At 74.5% G+C, this 14,710-nt stretch carries 10 protein-coding genes and 1 tRNA gene; 6 read left to right on the top strand and 5 right to left on the bottom strand.

Annotated elements, in window-relative coordinates; translation table 11 throughout:
* The first annotated feature begins 69 nt into the window (after nt 1-69).
* Together ACFWI8_RS13710 and ACFWI8_RS13705 are read left to right on the top strand one after the other, a co-directional pair.
* Nucleotides 70-1,584, top strand: a complete 1,515-nt coding sequence (locus ACFWI8_RS13710; RefSeq protein WP_387089948.1) for an SDR family oxidoreductase — start codon at nt 70-72, stop codon at nt 1,582-1,584.
* Nucleotides 1,581-2,933 carry a cryptochrome/photolyase family protein gene (locus ACFWI8_RS13705; RefSeq protein WP_387089945.1) on the top strand — a complete coding sequence of 451 codons (1,353 nt, stop codon included), beginning with the start codon at nt 1,581-1,583 and terminating at the stop codon, nt 2,931-2,933. Before ACFWI8_RS13710 ends, ACFWI8_RS13705 begins: the two co-directional genes overlap by 4 nt.
* An 18-nt stretch (nt 2,934-2,951) precedes the next feature.
* Here ACFWI8_RS13705 and ACFWI8_RS13700 read toward each other — a convergent pair whose 3' ends face one another.
* Nucleotides 2,952-4,004, bottom strand: a complete 1,053-nt coding sequence (locus tag ACFWI8_RS13700; RefSeq protein WP_387089942.1) for a hypothetical protein — start codon at nt 4,002-4,004, stop codon at nt 2,952-2,954.
* A 224-nt stretch (nt 4,005-4,228) separates the two neighbouring features.
* Between ACFWI8_RS13700 and ACFWI8_RS13695 the strand changes: the two genes are divergently transcribed.
* From ACFWI8_RS13695 to ACFWI8_RS13685, 3 genes are all read left to right on the top strand, one after another.
* Nucleotides 4,229-6,484 (top strand): germacradienol/geosmin synthase, encoded by a 2,256-nt coding sequence (locus ACFWI8_RS13695; RefSeq protein WP_387089939.1) that lies wholly within the window; start codon nt 4,229-4,231, stop codon nt 6,482-6,484.
* 157 nt (nt 6,485-6,641) lie between these two features.
* The gene (locus tag ACFWI8_RS13690) at nt 6,642-7,808 is read left to right on the top strand and encodes a cytochrome P450 (RefSeq protein ID WP_387089936.1); all 1,167 of its coding nucleotides are present in this window, start codon (nt 6,642-6,644) and stop codon (nt 7,806-7,808) included.
* A gap of 23 nt (nt 7,809-7,831) precedes the next feature.
* On the top strand, nt 7,832-8,692 hold the full coding sequence (locus ACFWI8_RS13685; protein WP_387089933.1) for a hypothetical protein: 861 nt from the start codon (nt 7,832-7,834) through the stop codon (nt 8,690-8,692).
* A 567-nt stretch (nt 8,693-9,259) separates the two neighbouring features.
* On the opposite strand, the gene ACFWI8_RS13680 is transcribed toward ACFWI8_RS13685, so the two are convergent.
* Complete coding sequence (locus tag ACFWI8_RS13680) at nt 9,260-11,596, bottom strand: rhamnogalacturonan lyase (protein WP_387089931.1); 2,337 nt, start codon at nt 11,594-11,596, stop codon at nt 9,260-9,262.
* 194 nt (nt 11,597-11,790) lie between these two features.
* Entirely contained in the window at nt 11,791-12,402 is a 612-nt protein-coding gene (locus tag ACFWI8_RS13675; protein ID WP_387089928.1) for a DUF4232 domain-containing protein, read from the bottom strand.
* A 91-nt stretch (nt 12,403-12,493) separates the two neighbouring features.
* Between ACFWI8_RS13675 and ACFWI8_RS13670 the strand changes: the two genes are divergently transcribed.
* A tRNA-Met gene (locus tag ACFWI8_RS13670) sits at nt 12,494-12,567 on the top strand.
* An 88-nt stretch (nt 12,568-12,655) separates the two neighbouring features.
* Here the strand turns inward: ACFWI8_RS13670 and ACFWI8_RS13665 are convergent.
* Together ACFWI8_RS13665 and ACFWI8_RS13660 are read right to left on the bottom strand one after the other, a co-directional pair.
* Nucleotides 12,656-13,117, bottom strand: a complete 462-nt coding sequence (locus tag ACFWI8_RS13665) for a pyridoxamine 5'-phosphate oxidase family protein (RefSeq protein WP_387089925.1) — start codon at nt 13,115-13,117, stop codon at nt 12,656-12,658.
* A 55-nt stretch (nt 13,118-13,172) separates the two neighbouring features.
* Entirely contained in the window at nt 13,173-14,645 is a 1,473-nt protein-coding gene (locus ACFWI8_RS13660) for an MFS transporter (RefSeq protein WP_387089922.1), read from the bottom strand.
* Between the last annotated feature and the right edge of the window lie 65 nt (nt 14,646-14,710).

Genomic DNA, 14,710 nt, shown 5'->3' with positions numbered 1-14,710 from the left:
CGGCCCGGCGCCGGGGCGCCAAGAGTGGCTGGCAGCAGCGGGCGGGGCCACGGCGTGCGGAGTGACGGCATGAGCCCACAGCGAGACACCAGGTGCCTGGTCGTCGGCGCCACCGGATACATCGGCGGCCGGCTGGTGCCCGCCCTGCTGGCCGCCGGCCACCGGGTGCGGTGCCTGGCCCGCTCCCCCGCGAAGCCGCGCGCCCACGGCTGGGCGGGACAGGTCGAGGTGGTGCGGGGCGACATCCTCGACCCGGAGTCCGTCGCCGAGGCGATGCGCGACGTCGACATCGCCTACCACCTGGTCCACTCGATCGGCGGCGGGGCCGACTTCGAGGAGCTCGACCGGCGCGCCGCGCGGATCTTCGGCGAGCGGGCCCGCGCCGCCGGCGTGCGGCGCGTCGTCCACCTGAGCGGCCTCACCCCGGCCGGGGTGCCGGAGCGTGAGCTCTCCCCGCACCTGCGCTCCCGCGCCGAGGTCGGGCGCCTGCTGCTCGCCTCCGGGGTGCCGACCGCCGTGCTGCGGGCGGCCGTCGTCATCGGCTCGGGATCCGCCTCGTTCGAGATGCTGCGGCACCTCACCGAGCGGCTGCCCGTCATGGTGACGCCGCGCTGGGTGCGCACCCGCGTCCAGCCGATCGCGATCGCCGACGTGGTGCGGCTGCTGGTGGGCTGCGCCGACCTGCCGGCGGACGTCAACCGCTCCTTCGACATCGGCGGTCCCGACGTCGTCACCTACGAGGAGATGATGCGGAGCTACGCCCGCCGGGCCGGGCTGCCCAGGCGGCTGATCCTGCCCGTGCCGGTGCTGACGCCCGGTCTTTCCAGCCTGTGGATCGGCCTGGTGACGCCCGTGCCGGGCGACCTCGCCAGGCCGCTCGCCGAGTCGCTGCGGCACGAGGTGGTGTGCCACGAGCGGGACATCGAGCGGTACGTGCCGCCGCCCGCCGGGGGCTGGCTCGGGCTCGACCCGGCGCTCGCGGCGGCACTGGAGCGGGCGGGCGAGGACCAGCCGGACCAGGCGGCGCTGCCCGCCGACTCGCTGCGCGCCGACCCGGACTGGGCGGGCGCCAGCCGGTATGTCGACGAGCGGTCGACGCCGGTCGACGCCTCGCCAGAGGCGCTGTGGCGCGTCGTGGAGGCCGTCGGCGGCGACACCGGCTGGTACTCGGCGCCGCTGGCCTGGACCGTGCGCGGCTGGCTCGACCGGCTCTTCGGCGGGGCGGGCGGCCGGCGTGGGCGACCGCACCCGACCCGCCTGGAGCGCGGCGACCCGGTGGACTTCTGGCGCGTCGAGGCGCTGGACCGGGGACGGCTGCTGCGGCTCCGCGCCGAGCTGCGGCTGCCCGGCGACGCGTGGCTCGAACTGCGCGTGGAGCGGGACGACGAGGGCCGCACCCGGTACCGTCAGCGCGCGGTGTTCCGCCCTCGCGGGCTGCTCGGCCACGCCTACTGGTGGGGCATCTCGCCGTTCCACGCCTGGGTGTTCGGCGGCATGACGCGCACCATCGCCGAGCGCGCCGGGGCGGAGTCCGGCTCGGCCGGGGAACGACCGCCGCGTTCTCAGGACCTGGAGCGAGCATGACCGTGGCCGTGGCCCTCTTCACGGCGGACCTGCGGGTCCACGACAACCCGGTGCTGCGGGCCGCGGCGGACGGGGCGTCCCGGGTGGTGCCGCTCTTCGTGGTGGACTCCGGGATCCGGGCGGCCGGCTTCGTCGCGCCCAACCGGGCCGCGTTCCTCGCCGACTGCCTCGCCGACCTCGACGAGGCGCTGCGGAAGCGGGGCGGGCGCCTGGTGGTGCGGCGCGGCGACGTGGTGGCGGAGACCCGCCGCATCGCGGCCGAGACGGACGCCGGGACCGTGCACCTGGCCGCCGGGGTGAGCGGCTACGCGGCCCGCAGGGAGCGCCGGCTGCGCGCCGCGCTTGCCGAGGACCGGCGTGAACTCCGCGTCCACGACGCCTCGTTGACCACCCTGCCGGCCGGCGCCCTGGTGCCGGCGGGGCGCGACCACTACGCCGTCTTCACCCCGTACCTGCGCCGCTGGCTGGCCGCCGAGCCGCGCGCCGTGCGAGGCGCGCCGCGCGCCATCGAGGTGCCCGAGGTGCGGTCCGAGGGGCTGCCGTCGGCGGCCGACCTCGGCGGCGGGGGCGAGCGGTCGCCGGAGCTGCCGGCCGGCGGCGAGGGCGCGGCGCGGCGCCGGCTGCGGGCCTGGGAGCGCGACGGCCTCGACGGATACGCCGACCACCACGACGACCTGGCCGGCGACGCCACCTCCCGGCTCTCCCCCTACCTGCACTTCGGCTGCCTCTCCCCGACCGAGCTGCGCCGCCGCGCCGGGGGGCACGGGGGAGCGGGCGCCGAGGCGTTCGTCCGGCAGCTCGCCTGGCGGGACTTCCACCATCAGGTGCTGGCCGCCAGGCCCGACGCGGCCTGGGCGGACTACCGGACCCGGCACGACCGGTGGCGCCGGGACCCGGACGAGGTCGAGGCGTGGCGCGCGGGCCGCACCGGCTTCCCCCTGGTGGACGCGGCGATGCGGCAACTGCGCGCGGAGGGCTGGCTGCACAACCGGGCCCGGCTGCTGGTGGCCAGCTTCCTCACCAAGTCGCTCTACCAGGACTGGCGGATCGGGGCCCGGCACTTCCTCGCGCTGCTGGTCGACGGGGACCTGGCCAACAACCAGCTCAACTGGCAGTGGGTGGCCGGCACCGGCACCGACACCCGCCCCAACCGGGTGCTCAACCCGCTCACCCAGGCCCGCAGGTTCGACCCACGCGGCGACTATGTGCGGCGCTGGGTGCCGGAGTTGGCCGCGGTGGCCGGCGCGGCGGTGCACCGGCCGTGGCGCCTCGACGGCGTCGACTACCCGGCGCCGATCGTCGACCTGGACGCGGCCGCCGACCGGTTCCGCCGGGCCAGGCACGGCTGACGCCGGGCGGCCCGGGGATCACTCCCCGCCACCGCCCCCGCCACCGTCTCCCCCGCCGCCGTCTCCGCCGCCGCCCTCACCTCCACCGTCGCCGATCCAGCCGTCCCCGCTGCCACCGGGCCCGTTGTCCGCCGAGCCCTTCCCGAGGCCGGTGAACCACGGCTCCTCCCAGAGCGAGTCGACGATCTCCGCCTCCTCCTTCGGCCGGCGCATGCCGAACCGCACCTTGCCCGTGTCGTCGCCGAGCCCGAAGCAGACGCCGAAGAAGTGCGCCAGCACCGCGTCCACCGGATAGCTCGTGTGGTACTGGACGTCCGCCAGCGGCCGCAGATTGCCGGTCAGGGACCGGCGGCGATCCGGCCGGCCGAGCAGCGCCACCGAGCCGCCGTCCCGGAACAGCCGCGAGGTGTTCCAGCCCTCCCGGCGCAGCTCCCACCGGCCGACCGGGGAGTGAACCGTCACCGAACGCTGGGACTTGCGCCAGCTCCGCTCGATGGCGAGGGCGGCCGGCGCGCTCCCGACGGTCACCGCCAACAGCTCGGCCACGTTCTCCTGGCCGGCCCGCAGGCCGAGCGGGCCGCGCAGCCGCGCCGACGGCACGTCCGGCGCCCACACGTCGGCGCGTGCCAGGCGCCGGTCGACGGCGACCGCTATCGGGCCGCCCGAGGGGCCGAACGTGATCCGGCGCGCGATCCACAGCGGTACCCCCTCCTGGGCGGCCAGCCGCGCGTAGCCGGCGACGACGTCCCGGCCGCCCGCCATCCGCACGGACAGCTCGCCCAGCGTCGCGGCGAACTCGGCGGCCCTGCGCACCCGCAGCGGCGTCGCCGAGCCGGAGAGCCTGGTCACCGGCACCACCCCGGAGCCCGGCCCGATCGCGGCCAGCGCCCGCTCGGTCCCGGCCGCGCCGAGCCAGTACCCGCGCAGGTACGCGTCGGCCATCGCCACCAGGTTCAGCTCGCCCAGCGGCATGATCCTGCCGTGGGCCCGCAGCTGACCCTCGTCGAGTTCGACGGAACCCGCCAAGGGGTTCCAGGTCTTGTCGGAGTAGAGCGTCCGTGGCTGAGACATCGATCGACAACCCCCCGTGAGCGCCTGTGGAACGCGGTCATGCTGCCAGCCAGGACGTCACGACGAGGGCCAACGGTTCACCAGGAAGGGTGGTTTGACGGGGCAACGGGGCGAAGTCGGGTAATGCTGGCTGGACCGAGCAGGCCGGACCCGCCACGTCCGGCCGACATCCGGCCCGTGACCGGCCATCCGGCCGCCCGGCTAACCCAGGAGATGACGCGACGGTGGCACAACAGCCCTTCCGCCTGCCCGACTTCTACACCCCCTACCCCGCCCGGCTGAGCCCGCACCTCGAGGAGGTGCGCGCCCACTCCACCCGGTGGGCGCGCGAGATGGGCATGCTGGAGGGCTCGGGGATCTGGACCCAGCAGGACCTGGAGGCGCACGACTACCCGCTGCTCTGCGCGTACACGCACCCGGACACCACCGCGTCCGACCTGGCGCTGGTCACCGACTGGTACGTGTGGGTCTTCTTCTTCGACGACCACTTCCTGGAGACCTTCAAGCGCAGCCAGGACCGCGCCGGCGGCAAGGCGTACCTGGACCGGCTGCCGGCCTTCATGCCCATGGACCTCGCCGCCGGCACCCCCGAGCCGGTCAACCCGGTCGAGGCCGGCCTCGCCGACCTGTGGGCCCGCACCGTGCCCGCGATGTCGCTGGCCTGGCGGGCCAGGTTCGCCAAGGCCACCGAGCACCTGCTCAACGAGTCGCTGTGGGAGCTCGCCAACATCAACATCGGCCGCATCCCCAACCCCGTCGAGTACATCGAGATGCGCCGCAAGGTCGGCGGCGCCCCCTGGTCCGCGGGACTCGTCGAGTACGCGGCGCGCGCCGAGGTGCCGGCCGCCGTCGCCGCCGCCCGGCCGCTGACGGTGCTCCGCGACACCTTCGCGGACGCCGTCCACCTGCGGAACGACCTGTTCTCCTACCAGCGCGAGACCGAGGAGGAAGGGGAGCTGAGCAACGGCGTGCTCGCCCTGGAGACCTTCCTCGGCTGCACCACCCAGGAGGCCGCCGACGCCGTCAACGACCTGCTGACCGCGCGGCTCCAGCAGTTCGAGCACACCGCGCTCACCGAGCTCCCGCCGCTCTTCGTCGAGCACGGCCTGACGCCCGACCAGTGCGCCGCCGTGCTCGCCTACGCCAAGGGCCTCCAGGACTGGCAGTCCGGCGGCCACGAGTGGCACCTGCGCTCCAGCCGCTACATGAAGCCGGCGGAGCCCGAGGCCGCGCCCGCCGCCAGGCTCGGCCTCAGCGGCCCCTTCACCGCGCTCGCGGGGCTCGCCGGTCTCGGCGGGCGCGGCGGCCTCGGGGTGTCGACCACCCCGCGCGCCGAGCGGGCCAGGGCCCGCGGCTTCGCGCACCTGCCGCACCAGCACGTCGGGCCCTCCCTGCTGCCCGACTTCGACCTGCCGTTCCCGCTCCGGCTCAACCCCCTGCTGCCCGCCGCCCGCCGCGAGGTCGTCGACTGGTGCGACCGGGTCGGCGTCTTCACCGACACCCCCGTCGTCTGGACCGAGGACAAGACGCGCGGCTACGACCTCGCGCTCTGCGCCGCCGGCATCAGCCCCACCGTCGGGCAGGAGGAGCTCGACCTGGCCAGCTGCTGGCTGGCCTGGGGCACCTACGGCGACGACTACTACCCCGCGGTCTTCGGCCGCACCAGGAACCTGGCGGCGGCCCGCGCCTGCACCGAGCGCCTCACCGCCCTGCTGTCGCTCGACGACCCCGCCGCCCCGCCCCCGCCGCTCACCAACGCCCTGGAGCGCGGCCTCGCCGACCTCTGGGCGCGCACCGCGAGCGGCATGACCCCCGCCGCGCGCCGCGCGTTCCGCACCACCATCGTCGACATGGTCGACAGCTGGCTGTGGGAGCTCGTCAACCAGGCGCAGAACCGTATCCCCGAACCGGTCGACTACCTGGAGATGCGCCGCCGCACCTTCGGGTCCGACCTGACCATGAGCCTGTGCCGCCTACGACTCGACCGCTCGCTGCCCGAGGAGGTCTACGAGAGCGGCCCGTTCCGCTCCCTGGAGAACGCCGCCGCCGACTACGGGGCGCTGATCAACGACGTCTTCTCGTACCAGAAGGAGATCGAGTTCGAGGGCGAGATCCACAACGCCGTCCTCGTCGTGCAGAACTTCTTCTCCTGCGACTACCCCAGGGCGCTGGGCATCGTGGACGACCTGATGCGCTCGCGGCTGCGCCAGTTCCAGCACGTGGCCGCCAACGAACTCCCGGTACTGGCCGACGACTTGAGCCTGGACGAGGCGGCGCGCGCGACGCTCGACGGCTATGTGGAACAGCTGGGGAACTGGCTGGCCGCCGTCCTCAACTGGCACCGCGAGTGCCGCCGTTACCGCGAGGAGCACCTGCTCGCCGACGTCACGCCCCCCGGCTTCCTCGCCCCCACCGGGCTCGGCACCTCGGCCGTCCGGCTGGCCGCCGCCGTCCGCCACCGGGCCGCCGTACCCCGCTGACCGGGGCCGGCCCGCGACCCAGGCCAGCCGCGGGCCGGCACCCATCCCCGACCCCCACCCCCCGGCCGAACGGCCCCCGGCATCACCCGGCCGGGGCAGGAGAAAGGTTCCCGCATCCGCTACTGCATTCCGTAATCGCACATGTACGTTAGGTGGTGTGCACATCGACGAGTCCTTCTTCGCGGACCCGCACGGGATGTACGCCCGGCTGCGGGCCAGCCGCTCCGTGCACCGCGTCACCGGCCCCGGCGGCGCGGCGGCCTGGCTGGTCACCCGCTACCCGGACGTCCGCGCCGCGCTCCAGGACCCCCGGCTCTCCACCAACGCCGCCACCAGCCACGGCGGCGACTACCAGGGCCTGCCGCTGCCGCCCGCGCTCCGCAACGACCTGCTCCACCTCGACCCGCCGGACCACACCCGGCTGCGCCGCCTCGTCGCGCCCGCCTTCACCCGCCGCGCCATCGAGGGCCTGCGCCCCACCGTCCAGGCCCACACCGACACCCTGATCGACGCCGTCCACCCGGCCGGCGAGGCCGACCTGCTCGCCGCGCTCGCCCTCCCGCTGCCGCTCCGCGTCATCTGCGGCCTGCTCGGCCTGCCCGCCTCCGCCGGCGCCCAGATCGCCTCCTGGACCGACGCCCTGCTGATCCCCGGCCGGCCGCACGCCATCCTCGACGCCATGCGCCAGGCCGAGGCCCAACTGCGCGACGTCATCACCCACAAGCGCCGCCACCCGGCCGACGACCTGCTCAGCACCCTGATCCAGGCCCGCGACGCCGACGACCGGCTGACCGAGGACGAGCTGGTCAGCCTCTCCTTCATCCTCCTCGCCGCCGGCCACGACACCACGGCCAGCATGGTGTGCAACGGCATCCTCGCCCTCCTCGACCCCCGGATGCACTGGGAACGGCTGCTCGCCCGTCCGGAGTTGCTGCCCACCGCCATCGAGGAACTGCTGCGCTACGAGGGGCCGCTGCCGCTCGCCATCCGCCGCTTCGCCACCGAGGACCTGGAGCTCGGCGGCGTCCGGATCAGCGCCGGCGACTCCGTGCTGCTCTCCCTCGCCTCCGCCAACCGCGACGCCGCGCACTTCCCCTGCGCCGACGACGTCGTCCTCGACCGCACCCCCAACCCCCACCTCTCCTTCGGCCGCGGCACCCACCTCTGCCTCGGCATCCCGCTCGCCAGGCTCCAGGCCGACGTCGTCTTCGCCACCCTGCTCCGCCGCACCCCCAAGATCGAACTCGCGGTGCCCGCCAGCCGGTTGACCTGGCGGCCGACCCACCGCACCCGCCGCCTCGAATCCCTCCCCGTCACCTTCTAGCCCCTGGACCACCCCTCGTGCACATGCCCATCCCGAGCCAGCCGCTCCACCCGCGCTCACCCGAGCTGGAGGAGCAGGCCTACGACTGGGCCGCCCGCCACGGCCTGGTCGACGCCGCCGGGCACCGCCGCCTCGCCGCCTCCCGCGTCGTCACCCTGGCCACCAGCTACTACCGCACCGCGCCCTACCCCGAGATGGCGCTGCTGGCCCGCTGGTACGTGTGGCTGCTCGCCGCCGACGACTGGTTCGACCGGGCCGGCACGGCCGGGGGCCACGGACCCTGGGCCGTCTTCCGCCGCGCCCTCGTCCACGAGCTCTGGCCGCCGACCGCCGAGCCGATGTCGACCGCCTGGCGCCGCCGCTTCGCCCGCCACCTCCGCGACTGCCTCGCCGGCTACCACTGGCAGGCCGCCGTCCGCCTCGGCCTGCGCCCGACGCCCACCCTCGCCCAGTACGTCGCCTGGCGCCGGCTCTCCTTCGGCGCCCACCCGATCTTCGAGCTGATCCAGTTCGTCGAGCGCCGCGAGTTCGCCCCCACGCTGCTGGACGCGGCCCCGGCCCGCGAACTGACGGCCGCCGCCAGCGACGTCATGGCCTGGACCAACGACGTGCGCTCCCTGCGGCGCGACCTCGCGGCCGGCGAGCGCGCCAACCTGGTGCTCCTCGTCCGCGACCGCCTCGACCTCGACGAGGCCGCCGCCACGGCCGCCGTCCAACGGATGGTCGCCGACCGGATCGACCACCTGTTGGCCGCCCGCCGCGCCCTGCGACGCCTCGGCCCCGACGCGCACCTTCTCGGCGACCGCGTCACCACCGCCGTCCGCGGCGCCTGGGACTGGCACCACCACAGCACCCGCTACGCCCCGGCGCCGGCGGCGCCGTAGGCGCCGGACGGACCGTCCCGGTCGTTACGGCGGTGCTGGGGCTGGGTTTCGGGGCTTAGGGCCCGGCGGCGCCGTGCGCCCGCGCCGGCCTCAACGGCCGGCCGCCAGGGCGAGGCGAGGGCCGGTACGGCGCGGGGGGCGGCCGCGCCTGCGGCGGCCTGGGCGGCCGGCCGCCGGGCCGCCGTCGGCCGACGACCGCCGCCTGCGGCGGCGCCGGCGCTCGGCCTCGGGGCGCGGCGGCACGCTTCGGGTCTGCGGCGTACGGCCCGGCGGCCGTCGTCTGTCGCCTCTGGCCTGCGGCCGTCCACGCTGCGGGCCATCGGTTGTTCGGCCGGCCGCCTCGGCAACGGTTCTCGGAGTGCGGCGGTGCGCCTCGGCTGCGCCGGGCCGGCCAGGCAACGGCTACGGTGCGGCCGCGCCGGCCTGAACGGCCGGCCGCCGGGCCGTGCCGCAGGCCGGTACGGCGCTGGCGCGGCCGCCGGCTGGGCGGGGCGTGGGGCCGCCCGGCCGGCGGCCGCCGCGTCGCAGCCGCGCCGCAGGCGCCAGGCCCCCGCTCAGACCCGCCGGTCAGGCCCCGCGCCGGCCGGGAAGGGGGACCTGGGACCAGTCCGTGTCCGAGGCCAGGTAGAAGCTCGGGTACGCCGGCTGGTTGTAGGTGGTCTGCTGGCGTGCCACCTCGACCCGGTACTGCGGGTCGTGCATCAGCGTGTAGAGCTTGTGGTCCGTCACCTCGGTGGACACGTAGAAGCGGATCGCGGAGCTGTCCGCCGTCCGCACCATCAGCTCCTCGCGCCAGTCGCCGAACACGTCGGCCACCAGCGACGGGTTGCCCTTGGTGTGGTTGTTGGTCAGCGTGCCCTCGGCCGTCAGCAGCGTGCCGCGCCGCCAGTCGTCCACGGTCGGTGTCTGGTCGATCGAGCCGTTGACGATCTGCGTGGTCAGGTCGCCTGACCAGCGGATCGACATGTTGGTGCCCGGCGTCTGTGCGCCCAGGTAGTCGCCGCGCGCCGTCCACAGGCCGGTCTCGGAGACCGACTGCGGCTGGGACGCCCAGGTCTCGATGCCCCGCTGGTCGGGGTCGACGTCGCCGATCATGCCGCGCCCGGTGTCCACGCCCGTGTAACCGCCGTACAGCACCTCGCCGGTGGCCGCGTCGCGCAGCGCGAAGCCGTAGGGCGCGTACCGGCCGCCCTCGTGGACCGTGAAGATCTCCAGGCCGGGCCGGTCCGGGTCGATGTCGGCGACGTGCATCGCGTCGCCGTGCCCCAGCCTGATGTTCTCGCCCGGCTGCGCCGCCTCCGGCGGTGCCTCGCCGAACGAGCTGTAGAGCAGGCTGCCGTCGTCGTCGATGGTGGCCGAGCCGTAGACGATCTCCTGCCGCCCGTCCCCGTCGACGTCGGCCGAGGAGAGCGAGTGGAAGCCCTGGGTGGTGAGGGAGCCGAACTCCGGGTCGGTGCCGTCGACGCCGTGCGGCGAGTCGTTGAACGGGTTGGACATCGGGGTCCAGCCGCTGTCCACCGTCCAGTCCTGGCGGATCCGGCGGCCGTCCCAGCGGTAGGCGACGAGCGTGGAACGGGTGTAGTAGCCGCGCGCGAAGACGGCCGAGGGGTGGCGGCCGTCGAGATAGGCGACGGTGGAGAGGAAGCGGTCGACCCGGTTGCCCGGCTCGATCCTGGCCATCGCGTAGTCGCCCCACATCAGGCCGTCGTCGTACCGGCCCGGCTCGTAGCGGACGGTCTCCAACTCCCGCCCGGCGCCCAGGTCGAGGACCGTCAGGTACTCGGGCCCCTCCAGGACGAAGCCCTCGAAGGCGCGCAGGTTGTTGCGGGCCGAGCGGCTCGGCGCGTAGACGTCGACGAAGTGGTCGGCCAGGGCCTCGGCGTCGGCGCGCGACAGCGGGTAGTCGTAGGCCGGCTCGATGCCGAACGCCTCCTCCAGGGTGGCCGGCCAGTTGCCCGCGCGCACCTCGGGGTGGTCCTGCCAGCCCTGGAACATCTCGACCAGGTGGTCGTGGTAGCCCTCGGCGCTGAGCCGGTAGTCGTCCTGGTGCGAGTAGCCGGCGCGGACGTCGGCGCGCGGCATGGTGACGTACTCGGTGCCGGCCACCCGGCCGTCCGGGCGGTAGCGGGTGATCGTGGTGCCGGGCGCCGTCTTGAGCATCATCTCGGCGCGGCCGTCGCCGTCGAAGTCGTAGACCAGGAACTGCGTGTAGTGCGCGCCGGCGCGGACGTTGGGGCCGAGGTCGACGCGGCTGAGCAGGGTGCCGTCGAGCTCGTAGGTGTCGAGGTAGACGTTGCCCGTGTAGCCGACCTGGGAGACGTCCTTGGAGTTGGACGGGTCCCACTTGACGACGTACTCGTAGGTCCCGTCGCCGTCGACGTCGCCGACGCTCATGTCGTTGGCGCGGTAGGTGTACGCCTCGCCGGCGGGGGTGACGCCGTCCGCCGGCCGGCGCAGCGGCAGGTCGTGGTAGCCGTCGGCCCAGGGGGAGACGGGGTCGCTGCGGCGGCCCTCGCGGCCGCGCACGATGGGCGCGACCCGGTACTCGGCGCCCGAGGTGGCGTTCTCGTCGAGGTAGTTGGTGCTGTCGGTGACGGTGGCGAGCCGCCGGCCGTCCCGGTAGACGGCGAAGTCGGTGCCCGAGACGCCGGTCTCGGTGTGTCCCGTGGCCTCGGAGCCCAGCAGCCGCCAGCTGAGGAAGACACCCTCCTCGGAGGCGACGGCGACGAGCCCGCGGTCGAGGTCCTCGAGTTGGACCGCGCCCGGCCTGCCGCCCGCGGCCCGCTCGGGTGCCGCCGCGTCGGCCGGCCCCGCGGTGAGCAGCATCAGCCCGGCGAGCGGGATGACCAGGGGGCCGAACGTCAGGCGGCGCCGCGTCGCCCGGGTGCCGTCAGGTGGTCTCATCGTGAGATCGCCCTTCCTCCGTCTTGTATCGTTCGATGACGCTCGATTGAGTCGTTTCAAATCCGCATTCCGTGGGTTCTTGATTCGTTTCAATCAAGCGGGCGTGACAGTAGGGCGACGCGGAACGCCGGTCAATACCCCGCGCACCGGGCGGCTGTGGCGCTACGAGGCGGCTACGAACTCGCTACGTCTGGCTACGACTCGACGGCGACCCGCGTCCACGGCCCGACGCCGAGCAGGCCCGTGGTGCCCAGGTCTATGCCGCCGTCCGGGGTGATCGTCTGCGACTTCTCGCCGGGCGCAGGCACGACCTCGACGTAGCGCGCGTCGAGCGCCGGCCCGCTGGTGTCCGTCGTGTTCCGCCAGACCAGGGACGCCGTGGCCGACTCGCCCGGCGCGAGCGTCACCGGCTCTGGCTCGTCGAAGCCGGCGACGGAGGCCGTGATCTTCGTCTCGTCGTGCTCGATCGCGACGTCCAGCGCCTCGAGCTCGTCGTCGATGAGAGTGAGCTGCGGGTAACCCTCCACCGTGTAGGGCTCGTCGCCGCAGTTGGTCAGCTGGATGGTGCCGGCGCGCAGGCCCATGGCGGCGTCGATCAGGCCGGGGGAGACCCGGGCGCCGGACTCGGGGCACTCGGTCGAAGGGGCCGTGACCTCGGGTGGTTCGGGCTGCGGCGACACCACCGCCGGCGCCCCCGCGCCCTCCGCGCCGTCGCCTCCGCCGGCCACCTCGGTGCCGCAGCCGGCGAGCAACGCCCCCACCGCCGCCAGGCTCAGCGCCGGCCCTCTCGTTCTCCTCCACCTCATGCCGCGATCCTCGCACGCGCCTTCGCCGGGGGGAACGGACGAAAGTGAGGTGCGACCACCCTCTTTCGTAGCGTAGAGTTCATTCCAACGCCGCGGGGTGGAGCAGCTCGGTAGCTCGCTGGGCTCATAACCCAGAGGTCGCAGGTTCAAATCCTGTCCCCGCTACGAGAGTTCGGGCCCGGCATCCGTGAGGATGCCGGGCCCGAGCGTTTTCGCCGTCGTGTTCGTCCGCGTTCAGCGGCGTTCGCCCGCGTTACGCGTCGAGTGCCGTGCCGTAGAGCCGGTCCGCCCGGATCCGGATCACCACCCGCCGCTCGGCCACCTGCTCCCGCAGGAACTCCGCCTCCGCCGCCTGGTCCGCGGGCGGTTCGGGCAGCAGCGACAGCAGTTCGCGCCCCACCTTGTCCCCCGGCTCCCGCGTCGGCTCGGACACCTCGGCGGTGCCCTCGACGACCGCGAAGGCCATGTGGTTCGCCGTGCTCACGTGCAGCGCCGCGTGCGGATCGCGGCTGAGCTGCCGCGGCTTGCCCCGGTCGGCGGTGCTGGAGACCCGCAGCAGCCGCCGGTCCTCGTCCCAGTGGTAGAGCACCGTGGTCAGGTGCGGATGCCCGCTGGCCCGCACGCTCGCCAGCACGCCGAACCCACGCCGGCCCAGCAGCCGCGAGGCCTCCGCCTCGTCCAGCACCCGCGGCCTCGGCTTCTCGTTCTCACTCATCGTCCGCTCCGTTCCTCTCGTCCCTGCTTCTCTGCCGCTTCGCCGCTCGCCGGCCTCAGACCCCGGTCGGCACGGCGTCCGTCCGCTCCGACTCCCGCTCGGCCTCCGGCTCCGGCGCGGCTCCCGGCCGCCGCCTGGCCAGCGCCGCCACCGCGACCACGACGGCCACGCCGAGCAGTGCCGCGCCGATCCCGAACGCCAGCCGGTAGCCGGCGGCCAGCGCCTCCGCCCGCTCGGCGCCCTCGCCGAGCAGCCCCTCGGTGCGGGCGGCGGCGGCCGTGGAGAGCACCGCGATGCCGAGCGCCATGCCGACCTGCTGGGTGGTGTTGAAGAGCCCGGAGGCGAGGCCGGCGTCCTCGGACCTGGCGGCCGACATCCCGAAGGTGGTCAACGCCGGCTGCGCGAGGCCGAATCCGGCGCCGAGCAGCAGCAGGGGCAGCAGGTCGGTGGTGTACTCCGCGTCGTCCGGCAGCCGGGCGAGCAGCACCAGCAGCGCGGTGAGCATCGCCAGTCCGACCAGCAGCATGGCGAGTTCGCCGAACCTGGCGTTCAACCGCGCCGCCAGGCCCAGGGACACGGCGCCGATGACGACGGCCGCCGGCAGCATCGCGAGGCCGGTCTCGGCGGCGCCGTAGCCGAGCACGTTCTGCAGGTGGAGTGCGAACATCACCTGGAACGAGAACATCGCGCCCACCAGCAGCACCTGGATCAGGTTGGCCGCCCAGACCGCGCGCGGCCGCAGCATCCGCAGCGGCATCAGCGGTGTGCGGGCCGTCAACTGCCGCAGCAGGAAGCCGGCGAGCAGCGCGAGGCCGACCAGTCCCGCGCCCAGGGTGTGCGCCGAGGTCCCGCCGTGGCGTTCGACGTTGACCACCGCGTAGCTGCCGAGCAGCAGTCCGCCGGTGACCAGGACCGCGCCCGCCGCGTCGGCGCCGGCCCGCAGCCCGAGGCCCGCGTCGTCCGGCAGGTACCGCCGGGCCAGGACCAGCGCGGCGATGCCGAGGGGCACGTTGATGAAGAAGATCCAGTGCCAGCTGAGGCCGTCGGTCAGCACGCCGCCGAGCACCTGCCCGATGGCGGCGCCGGTCGCGCCGGTGAAGCTGAACACGGCGATGGCGCGGCCGCGTTCGCGCGGCTCGGTGAACAGCGTCACCAGGATGCCCAGCGCGACGGAGGACGCCATGGCGCTGCCGACGCCCTGGGCGAACCGGGCCGCGATCAGCAGCCCGGGCGAGGTGGCGAGGCCGGCCAGCAGCGAGGCGCCGGTGAACACCGCGGTGCCGGCGGCGAACATCCGGCGGCGGCCCAGCAGGTCGCCGAGCCGGCCGGCGAGCAGCAGCAGGGCGCCGAAGGCGATCAGGTACGCGTTGACCACCCAGCTGAGGCCGGTGGCCGAGAACCCGAGGTCCTCCTGGATGGCGGGCATGGCCACGGTCACGATGCTGCCGTCGAGGACGATCACCAGCATGCTGGACGCGATCACCCCGAGTGCGACCCAGCGTGAGCGGGCGGCGGATTCGGATGCCATGGGACCTCTCCTGTCGTCGATCAGGCAACAGGAAGGACACTAACAGATAGTTCTGTTGCAGACTA

Source organism: Streptomyces sp. NPDC127098, from assembly GCF_042722465.1.
GTDB classification, from domain to species: domain Bacteria; phylum Actinomycetota; class Actinomycetes; order Streptomycetales; family Streptomycetaceae; genus Streptomyces; species Streptomyces millisiae.
This window is presented reverse-complemented; position numbering and strand designations above follow the sequence as displayed.

Excerpts from the sequence above, each read along its gene's own strand:
- ACFWI8_RS13710 (WP_387089948.1), top strand. The coding sequence starts at position 70 with ATGAGCCCACAGCGAGACACCAGGTGCCTGGTCGTCGGCGCCACCGGA.
- ACFWI8_RS13705 (WP_387089945.1), top strand. The coding sequence starts at position 1,581 with ATGACCGTGGCCGTGGCCCTCTTCACGGCGGACCTGCGGGTCCACGAC.
- ACFWI8_RS13700 (WP_387089942.1), bottom strand. The coding sequence starts at position 4,004 with ATGTCTCAGCCACGGACGCTCTACTCCGACAAGACCTGGAACCCCTTG.
- ACFWI8_RS13685 (WP_387089933.1), top strand. The coding sequence starts at position 7,832 with ATGCCCATCCCGAGCCAGCCGCTCCACCCGCGCTCACCCGAGCTGGAG.
- ACFWI8_RS13680 (WP_387089931.1), bottom strand. The coding sequence starts at position 11,596 with ATGAGACCACCTGACGGCACCCGGGCGACGCGGCGCCGCCTGACGTTC.
- ACFWI8_RS13675 (WP_387089928.1), bottom strand. The coding sequence starts at position 12,402 with ATGAGGTGGAGGAGAACGAGAGGGCCGGCGCTGAGCCTGGCGGCGGTG.
- ACFWI8_RS13665 (WP_387089925.1), bottom strand. The coding sequence starts at position 13,117 with ATGAGTGAGAACGAGAAGCCGAGGCCGCGGGTGCTGGACGAGGCGGAG.
- ACFWI8_RS13660 (WP_387089922.1), bottom strand. The coding sequence starts at position 14,645 with ATGGCATCCGAATCCGCCGCCCGCTCACGCTGGGTCGCACTCGGGGTG.